12 protein-coding genes are annotated in these 22,184 nt (G+C 58.3%); 1 reads left to right on the top strand and 11 read right to left on the bottom strand.

Translation table 11 applies throughout. From position 1 onward, the window contains the following. Positions 1 to 35: 35 nt before the first annotated feature. The 7 genes from QRN61_RS11675 to QRN61_RS11645 all read right to left on the bottom strand — a co-directional run bounded on the left by QRN61_RS11675 (position 36) and on the right by QRN61_RS11645 (position 15,741). The gene (locus QRN61_RS11675; protein WP_285373833.1) at positions 36 to 635 is read right to left on the bottom strand and encodes a hypothetical protein; all 600 of its coding nucleotides are present in this window, start codon (positions 633 to 635) and stop codon (positions 36 to 38) included. A 314-nt stretch (positions 636 to 949) separates the two neighbouring features. Beyond that, positions 950 to 1,237 (bottom strand): hypothetical protein, encoded by a 288-nt coding sequence (locus QRN61_RS11670; protein WP_096797200.1) that lies wholly within the window; start codon positions 1,235 to 1,237, stop codon positions 950 to 952. An 8-nt stretch (positions 1,238 to 1,245) separates the two neighbouring features. Continuing rightward, a complete protein-coding gene (locus QRN61_RS11665) occupies positions 1,246 to 1,560 on the bottom strand; it encodes a TreTu family toxin (RefSeq protein ID WP_285373832.1) in 315 nt (104 codons plus the stop codon). A 364-nt stretch (positions 1,561 to 1,924) separates the two neighbouring features. Then, positions 1,925 to 2,176, bottom strand: a complete 252-nt coding sequence (locus tag QRN61_RS11660) for a hypothetical protein (protein WP_143520577.1) — start codon at positions 2,174 to 2,176, stop codon at positions 1,925 to 1,927. A 10-nt stretch (positions 2,177 to 2,186) separates the two neighbouring features. After that, positions 2,187 to 13,406, bottom strand: coding sequence for a two-partner secretion domain-containing protein (locus tag QRN61_RS11655; protein ID WP_285373831.1), 11,220 nt, complete (start codon positions 13,404 to 13,406; stop codon positions 2,187 to 2,189). A 24-nt stretch (positions 13,407 to 13,430) separates the two neighbouring features. After that, positions 13,431 to 15,137, bottom strand: coding sequence for a ShlB/FhaC/HecB family hemolysin secretion/activation protein (locus tag QRN61_RS11650; protein WP_285373830.1), 1,707 nt, complete (start codon positions 15,135 to 15,137; stop codon positions 13,431 to 13,433). Between the two features lie 154 nt (positions 15,138 to 15,291). Further along, entirely contained in the window at positions 15,292 to 15,741 is a 450-nt protein-coding gene (locus QRN61_RS11645; protein ID WP_285373829.1) for a winged helix-turn-helix transcriptional regulator, read from the bottom strand. A gap of 188 nt (positions 15,742 to 15,929) precedes the next feature. On the opposite strand from QRN61_RS11645, the gene QRN61_RS11640 reads away from it, so the two are divergent. Next, positions 15,930 to 16,748, top strand: coding sequence for an alpha/beta fold hydrolase (locus QRN61_RS11640; protein WP_225135318.1), 819 nt, complete (start codon positions 15,930 to 15,932; stop codon positions 16,746 to 16,748). Between the two features lie 45 nt (positions 16,749 to 16,793). Here QRN61_RS11640 and QRN61_RS11635 read toward each other — a convergent pair whose 3' ends face one another. From QRN61_RS11635 to QRN61_RS11620, 4 genes are all read right to left on the bottom strand, one after another. Next, positions 16,794 to 17,507, bottom strand: a complete 714-nt coding sequence (locus QRN61_RS11635) for a DUF72 domain-containing protein (protein ID WP_285373828.1) — start codon at positions 17,505 to 17,507, stop codon at positions 16,794 to 16,796. A gap of 214 nt (positions 17,508 to 17,721) precedes the next feature. After that, entirely contained in the window at positions 17,722 to 19,509 is a 1,788-nt protein-coding gene (locus tag QRN61_RS11630) for a thiamine pyrophosphate-requiring protein (protein WP_285373827.1), read from the bottom strand. A gap of 225 nt (positions 19,510 to 19,734) precedes the next feature. Continuing rightward, the gene (locus QRN61_RS11625; RefSeq protein WP_027613040.1) at positions 19,735 to 21,060 is read right to left on the bottom strand and encodes an MFS transporter; all 1,326 of its coding nucleotides are present in this window, start codon (positions 21,058 to 21,060) and stop codon (positions 19,735 to 19,737) included. A 37-nt stretch (positions 21,061 to 21,097) separates the two neighbouring features. Next, positions 21,098 to 22,174: a C45 family autoproteolytic acyltransferase/hydrolase gene (locus QRN61_RS11620; protein WP_285373826.1), complete on the bottom strand. Its 1,077-nt coding sequence runs from the start codon at positions 22,172 to 22,174 to the stop codon at positions 21,098 to 21,100. Positions 22,175 to 22,184: the final 10 nt, after the last annotated feature.

The raw sequence follows: 22,184 nt of genomic DNA, 5'->3' as shown, positions 1-22,184 counted from the left end.
CCAAATTGATCTGCCGCCTTTAAATTATCATAAAATCAACTATAGAGCCGATTAAAAATTGAATCCACCTCACAACTTCTAACAATCTGATCAGACGTAAAGTCCAATACATCCGATACGACCACAACCCCTCTAAGCTCTTCGGGGAAATCATCAATACTCGCATACACAGTTGGCATCAGGTAGCGGAAATAATCACCCATTTCAGTTTTCCCGCTATAACCAACAGGATAATCCTCACCTTGAACACTACCCTCCACTGCATGATAAACGTAAAAACCCTTTATCGAAGGAATCGAGCACTCCAATAACTTTTTATCAAATGCAGATCGCTGCGCAATAATTAATTCGACCTCTTTACGAGACTTATCGCCCCCAAATCTACAGATTGAATACAAATCAAGAATTGCAAGTCCTCTTTTGTTTTCTGGATAACTGACAACCCCCGAAGACTCTTCCCACATATATTCATTTAACCGGTCAAGCTTCCCCTCTAACTCCGACACCTGTAGCAAAACCTTGGGAAGCTTTCCAAAACAGTTATTTACCATAATGGCTACCAATCCGTTTTTATCCATGGCAAACCACGTAATTATTTCGCCAAAACTCGGTTGCCAATCTAAATCTAAAAACATCACTTTCTCTCCGGCCAAACAGGATTAACAGGGACACAACACATGTTCGGTGTGCTTTCTACACGCGGTCTGTCCCCATTTACCTTTCGAAATGGCAGCAGCAATTGGAGGCCATCGACCAACTACCCAAGAGCCAATAGAAATTCGTTGCGCAGATGCTTGATGCCCTGATCGCTCAGGCCACGACTAAAGCGAGCAGCGAAGGACGGGAGGTTTTGCAGTAAGCAGATAAAACAACACCGGCGCAGGGCCGGAGTCAAATCGAGGCTGGGATCTACAGATAAATAAGCACCCTGGGTTTCCGGAGATACTTATTAACTATTTCGATTTAATGTATCCAGAAGCTTTTCAAATGCTTTAGGGACAAGATCTTTTTCCTCTGGAGAAAGCAAAATATTCATGACCTGCTCATCACAAGCACAGTCATATATATCAATGCCTATCCAGCCTTCCGACCAAAATTCTACGGTCGCCAGCTTATTAAAGCCTTCCAGCTCTATCCGCTCAAGGTTACCAAAATCCCCGTTGGCGAATGTTGAATACTCTACGGAGTAGCCTTTCAATAGAGGCTTAACTTCTTTATTAAACTGAAAAGCATCCATAACCCCTCTCACTTACTATCTAGCACAGTAATATTTTTTACCTCAGGGAGATGTTCTCCACCCTGTTTATTAAGCAAATACTGCTGGGATTTACTTGCGTCCGGACCAATCATTTTATACCAGCCTTCCTTACCACCCTGCAATAATCCACTACTTGGAACATCAAACTCGACATAGACGGAACCTTTAGACGCAGCCCCCTTGAAATCAGCGGCACCGTTAGTTGAGATAAAGGTTTGCCCGCCGCCTCCCTGAACAATTTTGTTACTACTTTGCATCTGTGCCAGCTCATCAGGAGACATCCATCTCCCGACACGAGTCATGCTTACATCATTAATAGTTTGGGTTTCGCCAAGCTTCAATGCGGTATTAGCAGTACCTTTTGCACCAACCCACTTCCCACCAACCCATTCAACGGCTCTACCACCAATATAGGCGAAATCCTACTTCTTTACCGTTTTAATATAGTCGGCTGGCACACAACCCTTGATCAGGCATTCTCCACCAGGGATCTATCAGGGACAGATGTATTTTCACCTGCGAATTCAGCGTAGATAAAAATAAATCACTCCCCTTTTCCCTTTTCCCTTTTCCTTATTTTTGCGCCTCTCAGTATGATTTCTTAATGCTCAGGGTCGGTCATTCACCTCTTTGAGATGGTCTCAATAAATAAGACCCGCACTTTCCTCAAATCCCACATAAGTTTCTAAATTCATCCAGCGACATCACTAAACCTGGATCAGTTTCTGGGAGCAGCACGTCTTGGACTACCACAACCCGCCTCTCAAAATCAATCAAAACATCAAATAAATTAAAATTAAACTCGCGAATACACATAACACTACCGGGATCTTGCGCACTTAAAATCCCTCTACGTAATAGCTCACGAGTACTTTCATTAAGCTCCTCACTTAAAAAACGCTGAAACAACTCACTCATCATCAAAGCCTCACAGTGGAAACGCGGTATGAATCACACCATCGCGCACATTAACCTTCAAAATACTAGTCGAATTACCTAGATTATCAGTACCAATTACTTTTCCGACATTGTATTCAATAGCGTAGCCCGTTGGCCCATTTTGAGAGACTTTACCGTATCTCAGCGCACTGTCGACATAAGCAGAAATATCCTTCATCGACGTTCCTTTGGAGAATTTGCTAACTTCCGAGAATCCTGTATCAGGCCCATGGCGGTACATTACGTGTTCAATCCCCGTCATAAGGCCACCTTTTTTATAGCTGAGGGCTCCCCAGGCCGCATCAATTTGACGAGGGCCTGGCAGGGCTTTAATCGTTTCTACCGCTTTTTCTGGCAGGCTACCCGCGACAGCCTCTTCCACATTCTTAACGATAACTGCGCCACCCGCTTCAAGACCCACCAATCCTTGCAAAGTGTTACCAAAGTGTCTGACCGCCTGGCCCAGGTTGAGTATCGAAAAAGCCAGTGTAAACTTCTGTTCGGTGTCGAGTCTCGATGCCTCCGACTCTGTCGGGCTGTAAAGGGTGTCTCTATACCCGGGAATTCTTGAAAATATGAAATCATCCAAGAATGCAATCGCCTCAGGCTTCACGCTATCAATCCCAGCACCGTGCAAGCCCTCGACGCGCATCGCGTCAACAACGTCCTCGATTGTCAGTCCTGAAACATCAACACCAACGTCACAGCTACCTGGATTTGAATTGCAGAAACCCAATGCCTGTTTCGCGAGATCCCGCGCTGCTCCCTCGTGCAAATCGTGGTTGTACCGCGTTGCATTTCCCGCGATATCAGCACCCAGTTGGAAGTCCCCCCCAACAGCTGCCGCCCCAACTAGACCAGTAAGCTGCGAAAGCATTTGATGCAGTTCTTTGTTATCGCCTACGAAATCAACAAGAACATTCATAGCCGCTTCGTTCAACCCGGCAGCCGCCGCACCGGTAGCAAAATCCCCGCCCATTGCCTCGGAAAGCAAGCCACCCATCAGCGCATGCGCGACGGTTTTCTCAAGACTGCCCTCTGGGAACTTGATGGTGTCGCCAACCCAATTAAACCCGGTCGCCATCGCTACACTGCTCGCCTCCCCCAGCAATGCAGCACCAAAATTATCACCAAAACTTCCCCCACCAATGGTGGTGGAAATGCCACTGGAAATGATCGCCCGGCCAGTCGTGCGGATTGCGACGTCGGTAAAGTTGCTGCTGGTCAGGATATTTGCTGTTTTGCTGGTTCCACCCGCAAACCAATTCGCGTCTGCATAGTTCAGTACGCCAGCCGTAAAGCCGGCGATGGCCGCACTCTTGAGGCTGTCAGCGCTGAACGTCTCCTTGAAAGCAGCGCCCAGGTTGCCCTTGTTGTTGATCGTGCTGGTCACGGCGGTGGTCGCCAGAGAGGTGGCAATTACACCGCCGGCACCGCCGCTGACCAAGGCCAATCCTCCGGGGCCCATCACGAACGACATCATGATCGCAATTGCGATTTGTGCTGCCGGACCAACTCCCGAGTTCTCGTACTTGAACGACTCGTGAATCTCCTTCACCAGCCGCCAATCAACATCCCCACGCGCCTCGGCATCCTTCAACCACGCCAACTGCGGATCAGCCTTGACCATCGCATCGATGGTCTGGCTGACGGACTGCTGGTTGACATCCTTGATGTCGATCTTCAGGCCATCGACCGCTTTGATGACGATGTTGCCCTTGGCAATCATCTGGGTCTGACGCAGGGTTTCATCGGTATTACCGCGACCTTTGGACGACACCCACGCAGCATTGTTGTTGGTCTTGGTATGGCTTTCGTCATGGAGGTCTTTGACCCCTTCAAACGTAATCGCTCCACCGCTGTCCAGCGTGATGTTGTTCCCACTTTCCAGCTTGGCAACCTGGTAGAGCTGATCGCCTTTGCTGGACAGCGTCAGATCGCCGCCAGCCTTGATCTCGGAGCCGATATGCTTGATATCGGTCACCTCGTCCCGCTTCATTTTGAGCTTGCCGAAGCTGCCCTTTTTCTTCATGTCATACAGCGAGTAGTCCGTGTCCTGCGCTGCAAGAATGTTGAGGTTGTCACCCGCGACCAGATAAGCTTCGTCGCCTGCAGTCACGCGACTGGAGATCACGCTGAGGTCTTTACCGGCACTCAGCTTGACGTCGCCGCCTGCGGTGATCCCGGACATGACCTGGCTGACATGGTCCTCCTGCATCGTGAGTTTTTTGCTTTTGTACAGCGAGTGCTCCTCATCAGCAGCCGAGCCGATGGTCAGGTTCTCGGTCGCAGACATCGACACGTCACGCTTGGCATCGATCTGACTGGCGATGACCGAAAGGTCCCGTCCGGCCGTGATGTTCAGATCACGCCCGGCATCGACGGTTGAGCCGTACTGGGTAACGTTGTCATTGGTATGCAGTCCACGCTGAGAACTGAAGGCCTTTTCAGCGGAAACCAGATTCACATCGCGACCGGCATTGATCGTGGTATCTGCGCCGCTCTTCAGAACACCACCCGTGTTGATGACGTCTCGTCCAGCCTTGAGCGTCAGATCGTTGGCCGCTTCGATGCGCGCAGCGTTGTCGATGAAGTCCGAACGCTCGTTCATGTCGCCAACACCACTCTCATGGGTGGTGACGCTGCGTTCATTGATGATGTCGCCACGAGTGGCAGTCAGCGAGACGTCACGCCCGGCGATAATGCCGCCAGCCTTGTTTACAAGGTTATTGCCTGCGAGAAGATCAAGACGATTGCCTGCTTCAATCAGGCCACTGTTGACCAGATTGTTGTCGGCGGTGGCTGAAAGGTTGTTTTTGGCGCGCAATGTTCCGGCGTTTTCCAGATCCTTGCCGGCAATGAGCGTGACATCACTGCCTTGAATCAGCGCGCCGTTAGCTGCGAGGCGATTATTGGCATTGGCCAGGTAGAGTACCGGGACAAGCACTTGCTCGCCGTTTACCACGGCGTTTTCCATCCAGACGATATCGTGAGTCAGTGCCGCGACCTGTTCGGATGTCAGGCTGACTCCCACTGCCAGATTGAGCTGATTTTTGCTGGCGATGGCGTTGTCCATCAGGTACTTGTACAGACCCTCATCGGTGGTCTGACCATCGATGAAGCGCTGGCCGGTACGTGCCACAACCGCCTGCTGGACCAGGCGCTGCTCATAGAGCCCGTCGCCCAATCGCTTGGCGCTCTTGTCAGGATCGTACCCAAGGTTCGACAGCAGATAATCCGAACCCATGAACTGCTTGAGGTCAGTCAATACCGGGTTGGTTTCTATCAGATACTTGTGTGCATTGGATGACTTGCTGGTCACCGGCAAGCCTTGTACGCGATTGATCGTGAAGTCGGTGGAGCGGCCAGGCAATGCCGTGCCACTGGTGTCGGCAGCGGGTGTGCTGACGTCGAGAGCGCTGGCCGTCGCACCCGTTTCGCCTGCCTTGTGATCAGCCGTCTTCAAGTCAACCGTACTGCCTGAAGCCTGAGCATTGTTTGCCAGATGGATGTTCCTTGGCTGGGTATCGGTCAAGGTTTGCTGGCGATTGGCGGGGCTGATCGCGGCGCCACCCATGGTCCAGCTATCCGGACCGGTGGCGGTCGGCGTGCTGTTGCCTTGTCCGCTCAGACGGAACAAGCCGTTTTGCCCGGTGGGCAGACTGAAACCGGGCAGCGCTAACGGGTTGACTTGCTGTTGAGCCAGATCGGGTGGCAGCTGTGCGTTGATGTAAATCGGTGTCGAATAAGCGCTACCCGCACCTGTTTCGGTTTTGTTGCGGCCGGCTGCGACATAGGCGTAGTAAGGCCGTTCGACGCTGTTGCTGATTTTCTGCGTGGCATTGAGTGTGATGTTGCCGCCCGCCTGAATCACCGCATCGTAGGCGTTGGTCGAGCCTGTTACCGTAATCTCCGGGCCGGTGAGCTTGCCCCCGCCCATCAACTTGATAAAGGCACTCAGATCCGCTTCGACGTCGGGTGACGGCGTCCCACCGTTTTTCTTGTTGAACGCATCTGCTGCGGCGACTGCCCCGAAGATCTGCTTCACATAGTTCCAGTACGTGCGCTTGGTGACGATCTCCTGCTCTTGCAAACCGGTGTTATTGATAGTGTCGGCATTGGCCACGATGTTGCCGGTGGCGGCAATCGTGCTACTGGTGTTGTTCAGCGTCGACGCATTGATCGAGATGTCGCCGCCGCTGGTCATGCTGGCAGCCGCACTGCTGGCGTTGACTTTCAAACGATCGGTTTCAGCGATTTCCCACAGGCCATTTCGCCGCCCTCCACTACGGAAGTCACAGCCAACGATAGGAACCAGATTGCAATCAAGTTGCGTGATGACAACTGAACTTTTTTCTTGCTTGGTGTATTCCAGGATCGCCCGAACGTTGTTGATGGTCAGGGCATTGATGGTCAGGTTCTGAGCGCTGTAGATGTCACCGGAAGAGTTATCCAGCAGATCGGCTTTGCCAGTTCCGGAATCCCTGCCGATGTAAACGTTGCTCAGCCCGTAGAGTTGGCCATAGGAGTTATTGAGGTTCGCAACCTGCAGGCGCATGTCGCCGCCGCTGGTGATCAACGCATTGGTGTTGAGCAGTGATCCGCTGGTCAGTGTCAGATTTTGTGCCGCAGCCAGCGTGCCGAAGTTGTTGACCGCTCCGGCATTGATGGTCATGTTGGCTGCCGAGGTCAGACGAGCGCCATTGTCCAGGCGGCCACCGACATTAAGCGTGGTGTCCCCGCCGCCGGCGATACTCGATGTCGCGCTGCTGAGACTCACCTGCGCGGCACTCAGATTCAGAGTACCCAGGCTACTGAGCCGCCCCGCGCCCCAATAAGCGCCACCGAGGCCGACATTCATCCGGCCGTCACTGGCAATCAACCCGTCGTTGAGCCAATTGACGCCATTGCCGGTGAAACTGTCAGACGCCAGCAATTGCCCGGTAGCGGTCTGGGTCAGACTGTTGACATTGACGGTAAGACGCCCGGCCTGGATAACGCTGCTGTTGGTCCAGCTGTCAGCACCGATCGTCAGGCCGCCACGGGTTACCAGCGCCCCCCCTGCATTCATCAGGTTGGCGGTGGATATATCAAACGTGCCGGTGCCGACGTGCAACAGGCTGCCGCCGGTATTGAGGAAGCTGCCGGTGCCGAGCGTCAGGTCGGTGTTGGCGGTTTCCAGCGTGCCGTTGCGGTTGTCGAACAGGCCGCCAATCTGGAAGCTGGTTTTGCCGCCGCTGCCGAGGGCACGCAACTGGCCGGTCTGGTTATCGAGGCTGGCAGCCTTGATGGCAAGGGTGCTGTCGCTTTCGATGATGCCCAGGCGGTTATTCAATGCGCCGGTCAGATTGAGGTCGATCTGCTGGCCGGCAATCTGGCCGTCGTTGTCGCCGCTGTTGTCGAAGTTGTTGCCGGTGACGTTGATTTTGCCTTTGGCGTAGAGGCCGCCATTGCGGTTGTCGAAGTTGCCGGTGGTGATGACTGCATCGCCGCTTTGCGCCGAAATGCGTCCGCCGTAGTTATCGAGTCCACCCGGTGCGACGAGATTCACGCGTTGAGCCTGAATCACACCGCCCTGGCGATTGTTATTCAGGTCGTAGCCATTCTTCAGCGCACCGGTCAGGCGCGCAGAGAACGCAGCTTTCAGGCTGGCGAGGACGCCGCCACGACTATCGAGGTTGCCAGCGTCGAGGGTAAGGTCCCCGGCATCGGCAATGATCCGGCCGCTCTGGTTATCGATGTCGCCGCTGGTGGTCAGGGTCAGTGCGCCCTTGCTTTGCAGAGTGCCCTTGGCGTTGGCCAGACTGGCCGCCCGGATCTGTACATCGCCATTCTGGCTGTAGATCAAACCGTCGGCGCTGTTCTGGATGACGCCAGGCGTGGTGATCGTCAACACGTCATTGGCCGCGACGGTGCCGCGATTGCGGTTGTCCAGGCCGCCACTGAGCAGGGTCATCAAACCCTGACTGGCCAGTTGGCCGCCCTGATTGTTGATCTGTGTGGCGCGTTGCAGCAGCAGTGCGCCACCGCTGGCGAGCTTGCCGTTGGTGTTGGTCAATGCGCCGAGCAGGTCGAGGGTTACGGCGCCATCGCTGGCCGCCATGCCACCGGTGTTATCCAGTGTGGTGCCGACAAAGCTCAGGTCCTGTTTGGCACTGACACTGCCGCCGGCGTTGCCCAGCGTCATCGCCTGCATCGTCAGGGTAGCACCGCTGTAGATCGAACCACCCGCAGCGTTATTCAAAAGACTAGCGACGGTCAGAGCCTGCGCTCCGCCACTGGAAACCACGCCCTTGTCGCTGTTATCCAGGCTCGCGGCGTTGACGTTAAGGGCTTTCTGGCTGACCAGTGCACCGGCACCGCTGTTGAGCAAGTCCCCGCTCAGTGTCACATCGAGGCTGCCGCTTTTGCTGGAGAGCGTGCCGCTGTTGCGGTTGTCGAGGCTCTGGGCATTGACGTCCAGACCTTGCCAACCGGAGATCAGACCGTTCTGGTTGTGCAGTTGGCTGCCCGTGAGGCTCAGCAGGTTGCTGCTGATCAGTTTGCCGCCGCTGTTATCGATGGCCCGGGTTTTAAGGCCGATGCTCTGGCTGCTGGAGATTTCGCCGCTGCGGTTGGTGAGGTCACGCAGGTGCTGAATGCTCAACTGGCCTTCAGTGGTGATCAGGCCGCCTTCGTTGTTCAGATCAGCAGCGGCCGCGCCGAAATCAATGGCGATGGCACTGCCCAGCAGCGAGCCGTTCTGGTTGTTCAAGCCGTTGCTGTTGACAGTCAGGCCAGTGGTGGCATTGATCAGCCCCAAGTTCTGGTTGGTGAGCAGGCCGTCGAGGTTAAGGTCCAGATTCGAACGGCTGGTCAGTGTGCCGCCGCTGTTGTCGAGGCTGGTCGCTTTGACATCCAGCGCAGCCGCGGCAATCAGGCCTTTGATGTTGGTCAGCGCCTGGTCGATGCGCAGCGTCACGGCCTGGTTGCTGAGCAATTTGCCGTTGCTGTTGTCGAGGCTGCGCGCCGTCACTGTGAACGCCTGGGTGCTGGAGATCTCACCGCCGTCGTTGTTGACGTCCTCAAGGTTCTTGAGCATCAGCAACGGCGCGCCGATCAGGCCGTTCTGGTTGTTCAGTTGACCGTGATTGAGGTCCAGGTCCAGCGACATGTTGCTGAACAACTGGCCGCCCTGCTGATCGAGACCGGTGACGTTCGCGGTCAGCGCAGCAACGCTGGCAATACGACCGCCATCCTGGTTGGTCAGTTGGGTCGCCTTCAGGTCCAGCGTATCGCCACTGTTCAACTTGCCGTTGTGGCTGTTATCCAGCGTACCGGTGTGCACCACTACCGCGCCTTTGGCGCTGAGGCTACCCCCGTTGCTGTTGTCGAGGCTGGCACTGCTGAGATTGAGGCTGGCGTCGGTGACGATCTGACCACCGCGGTTGAGCACCACGCCGGTGGTGTTCAATGTCAACGGCCCGGCAACCGACAGGCTGCCGAGATTGTTGGTCAGACTCGCCGCTGTCACGCCAAGGCTGCCCTCGGCGCTGATCAGGCCCTGACTGTTATTCAGGTCACCGCTCAGGTCGAGCTTCAGGTTGCTCTGGCTCAGGAGCGCACCCGCAGTGCTGTCGAGGCTGCGGCCGGTCAGGGTCAGGTCGGTTTTACCCGAAATCAACCCCTTGGCACGGTTGAGCACTTCATCAACGGTCAGGCTCAACGCACCTTGTGCAATCAGCTTGCCGCCGTCGCTGTTGTCCAGACGACTGCCGACCAGCGTTACGTCAGCCTGGCTGGACAGCTCGCCGCCACGGTTATCGACGGCATCGACCGTCAGTTGCAGCGCCTGATTCGCCCCGACGAGACCGGCGTTACGGTTGTCGAGGCTGTTGCCGGTGAGCTTCAGCCCGGCGGTTGCCACCAGTTCACCGTGCAGGTTATCGAGGGTCGCGACGTTAGCGATAACGTCGGCTTTGCCGGCGATATGCCCTTCGCTGTTGTCGACGCTGTCGGCTTTCAGATTCAGTTCATCATCAGCGATCAGCGTACCGCCTTGGTTGACCAGTTGGCCGTCCACCGTCACCCCGAGGGTGCCACGGCTGGTGATCAGGCCGCCGCTGTTGTCCAGGCGAGCGCGTTTGGCATCCACGCTCTGCGCGGAAATCAGGCCCTTGACGCTGGCCAGCAGTTGCTCGATGCGCAGGGTCAGGTCCTGATTGCTGATCAACTTGCCGCTGTTGCTGTTATCGAGGTTTTGCGCGATCAGGGTGAAGGCTTGGGCGCTGGAGATTTCACCGCCCTGGTTGTCGACATCCTTGAGGTTTTTCAGCACCAGCAGCGGCGAATTGATCAGGCCGTTGCGGTTGTTCAATTGGCCGTGGTTGAGGTCAAGGCTCAGGAAGGTTTTGCTGAACAGTTGACCGCCCTGCTGATCGAAGCCGGTGACCGTTGCGGTCAGGGCTTTTTCGCTGGCGATGCGACTGCCGATGCCGTTGCTCACTGCGCCGGCGTTGAGCGTGAGGGTGTCACCGCTGACCAGGCTGCCGCCGGAGGCGTTGTTGACGGCACCGGTGGTCAGCGCGGTGGCTTTCTTGGCGCTGATCAAGCCGCCCTGACTGTTGTCCAGACTCTGCGAAGTCAGGATCAGCCCGCTGTCAGTGGCAATTGAGCCCGCCTGATTGTTCAGGCTACCCGTGGTGGTCAGCGCCAGCGCGCCGGCGCTCGACAAGTGACCGCGTGTGTTATCGAGACTGCCCGCGTTTACAGTCAGCTTCCCTTCGCTGCTGATCAGACCCTCGATATTGCTCAAGGCGTTGTCGAGACGAATGTCCAGATTGCCCTGTCGGGTAACGAAATTACCGCCGCTGTTGTCCAGACTCTGCCCGATCAGCGTCGAGGTACCCACACTGAACAGTTGTCCGAGGGTCTGATTGATGACCCGGGCCACAGTCAGGCCAAGGGTGGTTCCGGCGAGGACTTTGCCGCTGTCACTGTTGTTCAGGCTTTGACCGATGACGTTCACATCGACGGTGCTGGAGATTTCACCGCCGCGATTGTCGATCTCGCCGACCGTGAGTTTCAGCGCTTTTGTGGTACCGACCAGACCGGCCTTACGGTTGTCGAGCGACTGGCCACTGAGCAACAACGAACCTTGGGCGACCAATTCACCACCCTGGTTAACCAATTGCGTCACGTTGGCGTTCAGATCGGCTTTGCTTGAGATACGCCCGGCGCTGTTATCGATGCGCGTCACGCCGAGAATCATCGGCCCTGCCGCACTGAGCAAGCCGCCACGGTTATCCAGTTGTGTGCCGCTGTAGTTGACGGCGGCCTGACCATCGAGCAGACCTTTGTCGCGGTTGTCGAGTGCGCCAACGCTGAGTTGCAGGTCTTTGGTCGCGCGAACTTTACCGCCACGGTTGTCCACGGAATCGCTGCGCAAGGTCAGGCGATCCTTGCCAACCACGCTGCCGCCACGGTTGTCGAGGCTGCCACTCTGGACATCGACCGCACCTTTGGCGCTCAGCTCACCGTTCTGGTTATCGAACAAGCCAGTGATGCGCGCGGTCAGACTGCCGTCGCTGACGAGGCTGCCTTGCTGGCTGTTGTCGAGGCTGGCGGCGGTGATGCTGACATTCCCCCCCGAACCCAACACACCGTTGCGGTTGTTCAGCGCACCGATCAAACCGATGTTCAGCGCTACGTCGCCCGTCACCTGGCCATCGCTGTTGTCCAGCGTGATGGCGTTGATACGGGTGGTGCCGGCGCTGGATATCTCGCCATCGTGATTATTCAGATCGCCGAGATCGGCGCCGAGGCTGCCGTTGCTGCTGATCACGCCCTGGGTGTTGATGACCTTGCTGGCGTTCAACTGCACCGTCGAGTTGCCGAGGACGCTGCCCTTGTTCTGATTGTCCAGAGTGGTGGCTGTGAGGCGCGTGTCCTGCTGGGCGCTCAACGTACCGCCCTGATTGCTCAGGGTTTGCGCGACAGTCGCCGTCAGGTTGCGACTGGCGATCACGCTTTTGCCGCTGTTGTTGAGGTTCTGCGCACTCAGGTTCACGTCGCCAGCGCTGTTACGGCTGTTGTCGGCGTTGACCCCGGCTTCAATGATGCCGTTGTTGCTCAGGGTTCCACCGGCGCTGAGGCTGATGCTGTCGCGTGCAGCGAGGTTTTGCTGGTTGCTCAGATCGCCTTGGGTTTGCACGTTCAGAGCGGTGCCAGCGTAGACCGGACCTTGGGCACTAAGGCTGTTGGCTTTGATGTTCACAGCAGTGGCTGCCGAGGTCTGCGCCAGGGTCAACTGGCCGTTGGCATCGATCTGGATATCGCCACCACTGGCAGCCAGGTTGCCCGCCAGTTTCACCCCGACCCCGGCCTCGGTGCCAACCAGTTTGATCGCCCCGGCATACATCCCGCCCAGCGCCGAGGAGTCAATCGCCAGTTGCGGTTTGGTGCTGCCGTCATCGGCACGGGCCGTGGCATTCAGGGTTTGTGCGTTGACGTCGTTGCGCCCGGCAACAATCGTCAGATTCTGCGCCTGAATTTCGGCGTTGATCTTCGCGCTACGGGTGATGATTTCGAAGCGGTCGACGTTATTGGCGTTGAGGCCTGCGCCTTCGATCGCCACAGAACCCTGATCAACCTGAAAACGATCCAGCCGGCCCGCGCCATCCAGCACCGGCTTACCGGTAGTCAGCGTCACGCGCGGTGCGTTGATGAAGCCGCAGCCATTACAGGTGATGCCATACGGGTTGGCGACGATCACTCGCGCTGACTGCCCTGCCACTTCGGTGTAACCGCGCAACTGGCTTGGGTTGCCGCTGATGACTTCGTTGAGAATAGCTTGCGCCGAACCGCTGTTTTTCAGGTTCGGGTTGCCAATGATGTGCCCGGCCAACTGGGTGTTCGAGGTCTGCGCCGAGCCGTTGTTGAGGATGACACCCTGCGCGCCGACGTTGTAATCGTGGAACTGGTTATGCGACAGCCCGCTGCCGTTGGGCGTGGCGATGTTGATGATCGGCACGCCATTGCCGGCCCGATCCAGCGCGGTGTTCGGGTTGGCCACGACAATGCCGTCGGCCTGCGCCCACATCGGTTGCCAGAACATCACGTTCGCCAGCAGGAACGCCAGCCCGCGCTTGGGCATGCCCAGAAACGACTCACGGGTTTTTACGGCCGCAGAAGGCTGGCCTGCAAGGAAGGCGAACTGACGAACATCCATGTCGATGGTCTCGAAGAATTTGAATTAGATGAAAAAGTCGAGGCGGAAATAGATCGGCGCTTCACGCTCGGTCAGCACGTCCGGGCGTTCGAGGGAATGCGCAAAGGTCACGCTGGCGGCCACATGCTCACCGCGGGCGAACAGTTCCAGCGAGTTGCTCGACATGCGTCCGTGCTGATCACCGTTGTAACGGTCGCCGCGAATCACGCCTTGGTCGTAACCGAGGCTGGTGCCGTATTCAGCGAACACCGGGCGCAGCCATTCGGCCGTGACCGGTCGGCTCCAGCGCAGATCGTTGCGCCAGTAGCCGCCGCTGTCGCCGGACAACGACTGATCCTTGTAGCCACGGATCGACGCTGACCCGCCAAGGCTGGTGCGCTGCGGACTGAACAGCACGTCTTCGCTGCGCTGGCCGGTCATCAGGCTGCTGAAGCTGAAGGATTCGCCCCATACCTTGAACGGCTGCAGGTAGCTCAGAGTCGCGGTGTATTTGCGGTAGCGTGCGTCGGGCTCGCCGGGGCCTGGATCGTGGCTGCCCTGCGCATCGAACGCGCCGATGCCTTCCTGCATGCCGGCGTCGAAGTTGACGAAGGCGCTGCCGATGCGGCGACCGTGGTTGAAGCCGAACTGCGCTTCGCTGATGCGGTTGCTGCTCAGCTTGAGCTTGCTGTCTTCGATGTAGGTGTTGGTGCGCAGGTAGGACAGCCCGGCGCTGAGCGAAGTCTTGCTCACCGAGTCGCGATGGATCACTCGCTCGGCGCGCAATTGATGGTTTTCGCTGTCGCCGGTCTGCTTGAAGTTGTAGCCGTTGGCGGCGATCTGCGAGCGGTAGTCGCTCTGGCTGTAGGTGTAGCTGAAGTTCCACCAGCCCCACGGCAGGTTGTAATTGAGCATGGCGTTGCTGGAGGTGTGCTGGTGATCGGTCATTGCGTCGTGACCGCCGCGCAGGCTCAACTGATCGGCCAGGCCCAGCGGGCTGTCCCAATCGAAAGTGGTGCCCCACTGCTGTTCACCGGTGCTGCGTTGGCCGTCGTTGCTGCGCGACAGTCCGGCCCGCCATGGCTTCTGCGGATTATTGGTGACCAGCACTTCACTGCCGCCGACGTTCTTGCCCGGCGCCAGCTCCATCTTGGCCTGATTGGACGGCAGGCGATTGAGCTGATCGACCATCTGCTCGATCTCGCGCAGGTTGACCAGATCGCCGGACTTGCCGGGAAAGGCCATCGCCAGTTCACGCTCCGAAAGCTTGCTGTTCTCGGCGCCTTTCATGCCTTCAAGTTTGCCCTCGACCACCAGCACTTTCAGGTGCCCGCCGGACAGATCCTGCTGCGGCAGGTAGGCACGGCTGGTGACCAGGCCTTTCTCGATGTAATGGTCGGTGATGACCTTGAGCAACTCGTTGAGTTGCGGCACCCCGAGGCACTGGTCGATGTAGGGCTTGAGCAAGCGAGTTTTGTCGCTGTCGGACAGACTGTCGGCGCCCTTGAGCTCGATGTCCTTGATCGGGAAACAGCGGGTGTCGGTGGGCGCTGCCGGTTGCGCAGGCTTGGCATCTTTGCCGGGCAGGTCCTTGAGTTCTTCCAGACGTCGCTGCTGCTCTTCAAGCAGGCGATTCTGGCGATCGCGGATCAGGTCGGTTTCACCGGGAGTGGGTGCAGCGAAGGCAATCTGGAGTGGAGACAGGCACAGCAAAGCTGCGCACAACCTCGCCGCGAGGGCGGGTGGGTACATGTTCGATCCCTCGATACGGAATGACATCAAAATAGTGGCGCGATATTAGATGGCCATCATTTTGACGTCAAACAATCGTTTCATCCTTTTGTCGGGTTTGTAACAGGGATTGAACAATCGACGCGGCTGCGGTTTTCCGGGGGGAATCCTTGGTTCAGTGCGCAACGCCCAACTTCGTCGTCACGTCCTGAGGTGCCAGTAAGCGGCCATCCGCTGAACGCAATTTCAGTTTCCTGATCGGCTGCCGCTGCTGCGCATCAACCATCACCGAACCCGGCTCACCCGGCGCATACAGGTGCTCCCCGCCCCACTGCGACAGCGCGACGATCACCGTCTGCAAGGCCTTGCCGCGTTCGGTCAGCACGTATTCCTTATAGGCACCGCCATCGGCGGCCGGCACGGTTTGCAGGATCCCCTGCTCTACCAGGCTCTTGAGCCGAGCGCTGAGCATATTCTTGGCGATATCCAGATTCTTCTGAAAATCACTGAAGCGGCGGATGCCCTCCAGCGCATCGCGGATGATCAGCAGCGACCACCAGTCACCGATCAAATCCAGCGTACGGGCGACCGGGCAGGCGTTGCCGTGCAGGCTTTTGCGCTTCACAGGGTGTTTCTCCATCAAATCCAGCGTGTGGTTGCATCTTACAACTGTGAAGCTGGAAAAGAACCACGCCACCCGCCATGGCAATTGAGCACTTGCGTACAAGTGACAGCCGCGATTTGCGCCGATAGTGATGGGCGGCCATGCGGCATCCGGCCTTCCTGAACGATTGCCCACAGCAAGGAGTTTCCATGAGCACATTCACTACCGATGACGGCACACAGATCTATTTCAAGGACTGGGGCAGCGGCAAACCCGTGCTGTTCAGCCATGGCTGGCCGCTGGATGCCGACATGTGGGAATACCAGATGGAGTACCTGAGCAGTCGCGGCTACCGCACGATTGCGTTCGACCGCCGTGGTTTCGGCCGCTCCGATCAACCATGGACCGGCTACGACTACGACACCTTTGCCGATGACATCGCGCAACTGATCAACCACCTCGACCTGCGCGACGTGACGCTGGTCGGCTTCTCCATGGGCGGCGGCGACGTCAGCCGCTACATCGCCCGCCACGGCAGCGAGCGCGTTGCCGGGCTGGTGCTGCTCGGTGCAGTGACGCCGCTGTTCGGCAAGAAAGCCGACTATCCGCAAGGTGTCGACACCTCGGTGTTCGACGGGATCAAGGCCGGTCTGCTCAAGGATCGCGCGCAATTCATCGCTGATTTCGCCGCGCCGTTCTACGGCACCAATCAGGGCCAGAAAGTCTCCGACGGCGTGCTCACGCAAACCCTGAACGTCGCCCTGCTCGCCTCGCTGAAAGGCACCGTGGATTGCGTCACCGCATTCTCGCAAACCGACTTCCGTCCGGACATGGCGAAGATCGACGTACCAACCTTGGTGATCCACGGCGACGGCGATCAGATCGTGCCGTTCGAAACCACCGGCAAGCAAGCCGCCGCGCTGATCAAGGGCGCCGAACTGAAAGTCTATGCCGGCGCCCCCCACGGTTTTGCCGTAACGCACACCGAAGCGCTCAACGAAGACCTGCTGGGTTTCCTGAACCGCTGATGTTCGTCGGCGCGACAACCTTCTAAGAGTAGTTGTCCGCCTGCTTCAATCTGCCATCAACGCTGCCAGTGCCAACGCGTTACCCAGCGCGGCACCACTGGCAGTGTTGTCGAAGATGCACCAGGCCGCGGCACCCTCTGCTGCCGCGACTTTCATTTGCTCTGCCAGCGCTTGCAGATAGCGCTCATCGTAGGCGCTGTGGTAAATGCGTGGCGAACCGTGCAGCCGCCAATAACGCACATCCGCCCAGCCCTGCGCCGAACCATCGGTGCTGATCCGCGACGGATCGACCACGACCTGGGAAATCCGATACGCCTGCAACATCGGCGCCGCCACCACCCACGACTCATGCCGTGGCTCAAGCACCACGTCACCGGCGAAGCGTTGGCGCAACGCCACGAAAAACGCCTCTGTGCGTGCCGGCTCAAAGGCCAGCGACGGCGGCAGTTGCACCAGCAAACACCCCAGCCGATCGGCCAGGCCTTCGCACTGCCCGAGAAACTCATCCAGCGCTTGCTCACAGTTTTGCAGACGCAACTCATGAGTAATCTGCTTCGGCACCTTCACTGAAAAGCGAAAGCCCGGCGGCACCGAATCCGCCCAGCGCGCATAAGTCTGACGCCGATGCGGGCGATAGAACGAGCTGTTGATTTCCACGCAGTCGAACCGCGCCGCATAACGCTGCAGATGCGTGCCCTCGGCCGGAAACTGCGGCCAATACTCACGCCCCAGACTCCAGCCCGCGCAACCGATAAACATCAAAAAAGCCCCTTCGCCGCTTCACGCATGAAAATCTCCACTGTCTCGTTCACAGATTTCAGGCACAACGAAATGCCTGTGGGAGCTGGCTTGCCAGCGAAGGCGTCGATACATCCACAAACGCTGTGCCTGACACAACGCTTTCGCGAGCAAGCTCGCTCCCACAGGGTTCAGCGGTGCTCACAGATTGGAGCGCGACGAAGCGCCTACACGATTATTTTTTGCCGGGCAGGACGCTGGCCAGTACCTGCTTGGCGGCTTGCACGATCACGCCCGCCTCGTCCGGGTCGCCTTTGAGCAAGGTCGTGGCAAATTTCTTCGCCTGTTCGAGCTTGATGTGCGGCGGCAACGGCGGCACGTTGGGATCGGTTTTGAACTCGATCAGCACCGGCACGTCCGAGGCCAGCGCCTGCTCCCAGGCGGCAGCGACGTCCTCGTCGCGGTCGACGAAAATCCCCTTCAGGCCGATGGAAATGGCGAACAGGTGATACGGCACGTCGGGAATGCTTTGCGAGGCTTCGAACTTCGGATCGCCCTCCATCACCCGCTGCTCCCAGGTGACCTGATTCAGATCCTCGTTGTTGAACACCGCACAGATCCACTTCGGGCTGCTCCACTGGCGCCAGTATTTGGCGACGGTGATCAGCTCCGCCATGTTGTTCATCTGCATCGCGCCGTCACCCACCAGCGCAATCACCGCGCGCTCGGGATGGGCGAACTTGGCGGCGATCGCATATGGCACGGCAGCGCCCATCGAGGCCAGGCCACCGGACAGCGAACACTGCATGCCCCGGCGAATCTTCAGGTCTCGGGCGTACCAGTTGGCGCAGGAACCCGAATCGCTGGTGATGATCGCTTGATCCGGCAGGCGCGGTGACAGTTCATACACCACCCGCTGCGGATTGATCGGATCGGCTTTGGACATCGCGCGTTTTTCCAGGGTCTTCTCCCAGGTACTGCGCCAGCCTTCGATTTTCTTGCGCCATTTGTGCGAAGTTTTCTGTTCGAGCAACGGCAGCAGTGCAGCAAGGGTTTCGGCGGAGTCGCCGACCAGATTGACCTCCATCGGATAACGCAGGCTGAGCATGTCTGGCTGCAGATCGATCTGCACGCCACGCGCCTGACCTTCCTTGGGCAGGAACTCGGCATAGGGGAAACCCGAGCCGATCATCAGCAAGGTGTCGCACTCGTGCATCATCTTGTAGCTCGGTTCGGTGCCCAGCAGGCCGATGCTACCGGTGACCCACGGCAAATCGTCCGGCAGCGCAGCCTTGCCGAGTAACGCCTTGGCGACCCCGGCACCGAGTTTTTCCGCAATGGCGATCACTTCATCCGTTGCCTGCAGTGCGCCGGCGCCCACCAGAATCGCGACTTTTTCACCGCTGTTCAGCACATCAGCGGCGCGCTGCAGATCGGCCTCGTAGGGCAGCACTTTCGGCTTGGTGTAACCGACGCCGGAATGCGCGGTGCCATGCGCCCGCGCCGGTGGCTCATACTCAAGATCCTGCAAATCATTGGGCAGGATGATCGCCGTCACCCGCCGCTCGCCAACCGCCGTACGCACGGCGCGGTCGAGCAAATGCCGAACCTGCGACGGCGCCGACGCCTGCTGCACAAACGCCCCGGCCACATCCTTGAACATCGAGACCAGGTCCAGCTCCTGCTGGTAATGACTGCCAAGCGCCGTCCGCGCCTGCTGGCCGACAATCGCCAGCACCGGTTGATGATCCATGCGTGCGTCGTATAACCCGGTGATCAGGTGCGAAGCACCCGGTCCCGAAGTGGCGATGCACACGCCCAACTCGCCCGTGAACTTGGCGTGGGCCGAGGCCATGAAAGCGGCCATTTCTTCGTGTCGCGCCTGAACGAATTCGATCTTGCCATTGGCTCGGGCGAGCGCGCCGAACACGCCGTTGATGCCGTCTCCCGGATAACCAAAAATCCGCGTGACGCCCCATTGGCTGAGCCGCTCAACCAGAAAATCTCCCACTGTCGTCGTCATCTCGTTCCTCGCCTGTCACCTGTGCATGAAGCCTGCCCGGCGAGATATCCGCCGGGCAGTACATGGGTCTGGACAGCTTGGGAGCGCGCGAAGTTTCGATTGTTTTTACCCGACGGCGTTGCCGAGCCGCTCCCTGTAGGAGCTGACGAAGGCTGCGATCTTTTGATCTTCAAAAACAACATCAAAAGATCGCAGCCTTCGGCAGCTCCTACAGGTTCAAGTGGTTCAACTGGTAGCGGGCATGGGTGAAGGCCACTCGGCCTCATCGATTTGCGCCAGACTCAGGTGCGCCGTTTCTCTGAGCAGCAATGAACACAGCGCCACGATGCCCAGCGCAATCGCGCCGTAAACTGCCACCCCGAAGGCGTTGTGATTGTTGGCGATCAGAATCGCTGTGGCCGCACTGGAGGCTGTCCCGCCGCCCAGCGCCGCACCGATCTGATAAGCAGCCGACATTCCCGAATAACGCATGTGCCGCGGAAACTGCTCCGCCAGAAACGCGGGAATCGGCCCCTGCGTTGCGCCCATGAACGCACCGATGGCGACGTAGGCGGCGGTTGAAACCAGCAGGCTCTTGAGGCCGACCAGCGGGAAGAACGCAAAAAAACCGAGGGCCATGATCACCGCGCCGAGGATCATTACCTTGCGGCGTCCGATGCGGTCCGAGAGCAAGGCAAACAACGGCGCAGTGATCACAATGGCGATCGACAGCGACAAGTCGAAAACCAGCGCATCGGTGCTGCCATAGCCCAGTTGCGTGGCGTACGACAGAAAGAACGTGCTGCCGATGTAGGCGATGGTCACGTAGCCGAAAGCGATACCGGTGCACAGCAGCATGGCTCTGGGCCGTGCGCGCAGCGCTTCGAGCAACGGCATGCGCACGTGCGTCTGCGGTTCGGCGGGTTGTTCAAGCGGTTTTTGCAAGCGCGCATACAGACCGATCAGCACCAGCACGCCACCGAGCCAGAATGGAATACGCCAGGCAAATCCGGTCAGGTCATCGTGCGACGCGACACTGACAATGGCGAAAACCCCGGCGCCGAGAATCCCGCCGATTCCGATGCCCATGCTGGTGAAACTGCCCCACAGACCACGTCGTCCGGGCGGCGCCGACTCGATGCCGAACAGCGCCGCACCGCCCCACTCGCCACCGGCGGCAAAGCCTTGCACCAGCCTGAGCAGCACCAACAACACCGGTGCGCCAGCACCAAGGGTCGCATAGCCCGGCAGACACCCGATCAACAAAGTGCTCAGGCCCATCAACAGCAGCGTGATCACCAGCATTTTCTGCCGGCCGAGTTTGTCGCCGTAATGCCCGAATACCATGCCGCCAAGGGGCCGGGCAAAAAACCCGGCACCAAAGGCGCCGAACGCCACCAGCGTCGCGGTCAGCGGGTCCATCTGCGGAAAGAACACCTTGGGAAACACCAGCGCGGCGGCGGTGCCGTATATCACGAAGTCGTAAAATTCCAGGGCGGTGCCCATGCCGGAGACGAAAAACGTCCTCAGCGCAGACGGGGAACCGCTCGTGCGATCAATCTCGGTAGCCATGTGCAATGCTCGTTTTGTTTTTATTGGAGGCAGCGATTCAGAAGCGCAGATGGCCGTTTCGGGCCAGCTGCGCGGGGTTGCCGGCGGCGTATTCGAGCACGCTGTTTTCAGTGTCGATGCCGATGGTCAGCAAGGTTTCCCAACGCTCGGTCGCCGGCATGCTCAGATCCGGGTGGAAGCAGATCGGCGCGTCTTCGCCCGCCTCGCCGCACATCGCCTCAGCCCTGCGGCTCAGATTGCCGCTGGCCATGTTTTGCAGCGCCGCGTTGACGTGATCGAAACGCGCGTAAGTCGTCGAGGCATCGGGGGTACGCTCGCCGAGGCTCAGTTCGGGATCGAGAAAGTGGTTGGTGTGGGTGATCCAGCCTTCGGCATCGGGCCGCACCACAGCGGTGAAGACCGGCGACATTTCGATGCTCACCGCACGCGGGGTAGAGTCCTCGCGGGAGAACACGGTCAGTACCGTCGAGGCACTGACCCGTGCCGAACGCGCCAGCGCAATCGCCTCCTCAACGCTGCTGGCTTCTTCGAGGATGCGCCGCGCAATCGCGTGCACCGGCACCCCGGCGGACCCGTTGTCGCTGGCGTGATGCAGGATGTTGAAATGCAATCCCAGCCCCGCACTGTTGACGCCAATCTTGCCGAGCATGCCGAACTCGGTGAACAGCTTGACCGTCATACCCTTGGCCGTGGTCAGTTGCAGGATCAACCCGTTGGGCACCAGCGAATCGTGCCAGTCCCAGGTCTGAATAGTGCGCGGCGCCAATGCGCCGTTGGGCGCAAACACCGCGGTGGAACACTCGCCTTCGGTGGACGCCGGCATCACCGCGAGAATCTCGGTACGGGCATTCAGGCTGGCGAGCTGCCAGAGTGGTATCCCGGCGCCCTCAGCAGTGGCGACGATCTCTTCGGCTAGGCTCGGGCACCAGCTTTGGAGGGTTTGCAGACTGGCTTCGCCGATGGCCTGCACCTGTGCCTGAGGCACACCGACCTGATTGAAGAAATCCAGATAGAGCTCAACGGTCTGGCGGATCTGAGCCGCCCAGGTGGCGCCAATCTGTTGCCCGCGAATCTGTGGGTTGCGGGTGTCGGTGACAAAGCAATGAACATTCACGAAAAGGTTT

Source organism: Pseudomonas sp. lyk4-TYG-107 (genome assembly GCF_030209055.1).
Lineage (GTDB): Bacteria > Pseudomonadota > Gammaproteobacteria > Pseudomonadales > Pseudomonadaceae > Aquipseudomonas > Aquipseudomonas putida_A.
This window is presented reverse-complemented; position numbering and strand designations above follow the sequence as displayed.

Bases quoted from the DNA above. Each gene is read 5' to 3' on its own strand.
- QRN61_RS11675 (WP_285373833.1), bottom strand. From the start codon at position 635: ATGTTTTTAGATTTAGATTGGCAACCGAGTTTTGGCGAAATAATTACG.
- QRN61_RS11670 (WP_096797200.1), bottom strand. From the start codon at position 1,237: ATGGATGCTTTTCAGTTTAATAAAGAAGTTAAGCCTCTATTGAAAGGC.
- QRN61_RS11665 (WP_285373832.1), bottom strand. From the start codon at position 1,560: ATGACTCGTGTCGGGAGATGGATGTCTCCTGATGAGCTGGCACAGATG.
- QRN61_RS11660 (WP_143520577.1), bottom strand. From the start codon at position 2,176: ATGAGTGAGTTGTTTCAGCGTTTTTTAAGTGAGGAGCTTAATGAAAGT.
- QRN61_RS11655 (WP_285373831.1), bottom strand. From the start codon at position 13,406: ATGGATGTTCGTCAGTTCGCCTTCCTTGCAGGCCAGCCTTCTGCGGCC.
- QRN61_RS11650 (WP_285373830.1), bottom strand. From the start codon at position 15,137: ATGTACCCACCCGCCCTCGCGGCGAGGTTGTGCGCAGCTTTGCTGTGC.
- QRN61_RS11640 (WP_225135318.1), top strand. From the start codon at position 15,930: ATGAGCACATTCACTACCGATGACGGCACACAGATCTATTTCAAGGAC.
- QRN61_RS11635 (WP_285373828.1), bottom strand. From the start codon at position 17,507: ATGTTTATCGGTTGCGCGGGCTGGAGTCTGGGGCGTGAGTATTGGCCG.
- QRN61_RS11630 (WP_285373827.1), bottom strand. From the start codon at position 19,509: ATGACGACGACAGTGGGAGATTTTCTGGTTGAGCGGCTCAGCCAATGG.
- QRN61_RS11625 (WP_027613040.1), bottom strand. From the start codon at position 21,060: ATGGCTACCGAGATTGATCGCACGAGCGGTTCCCCGTCTGCGCTGAGG.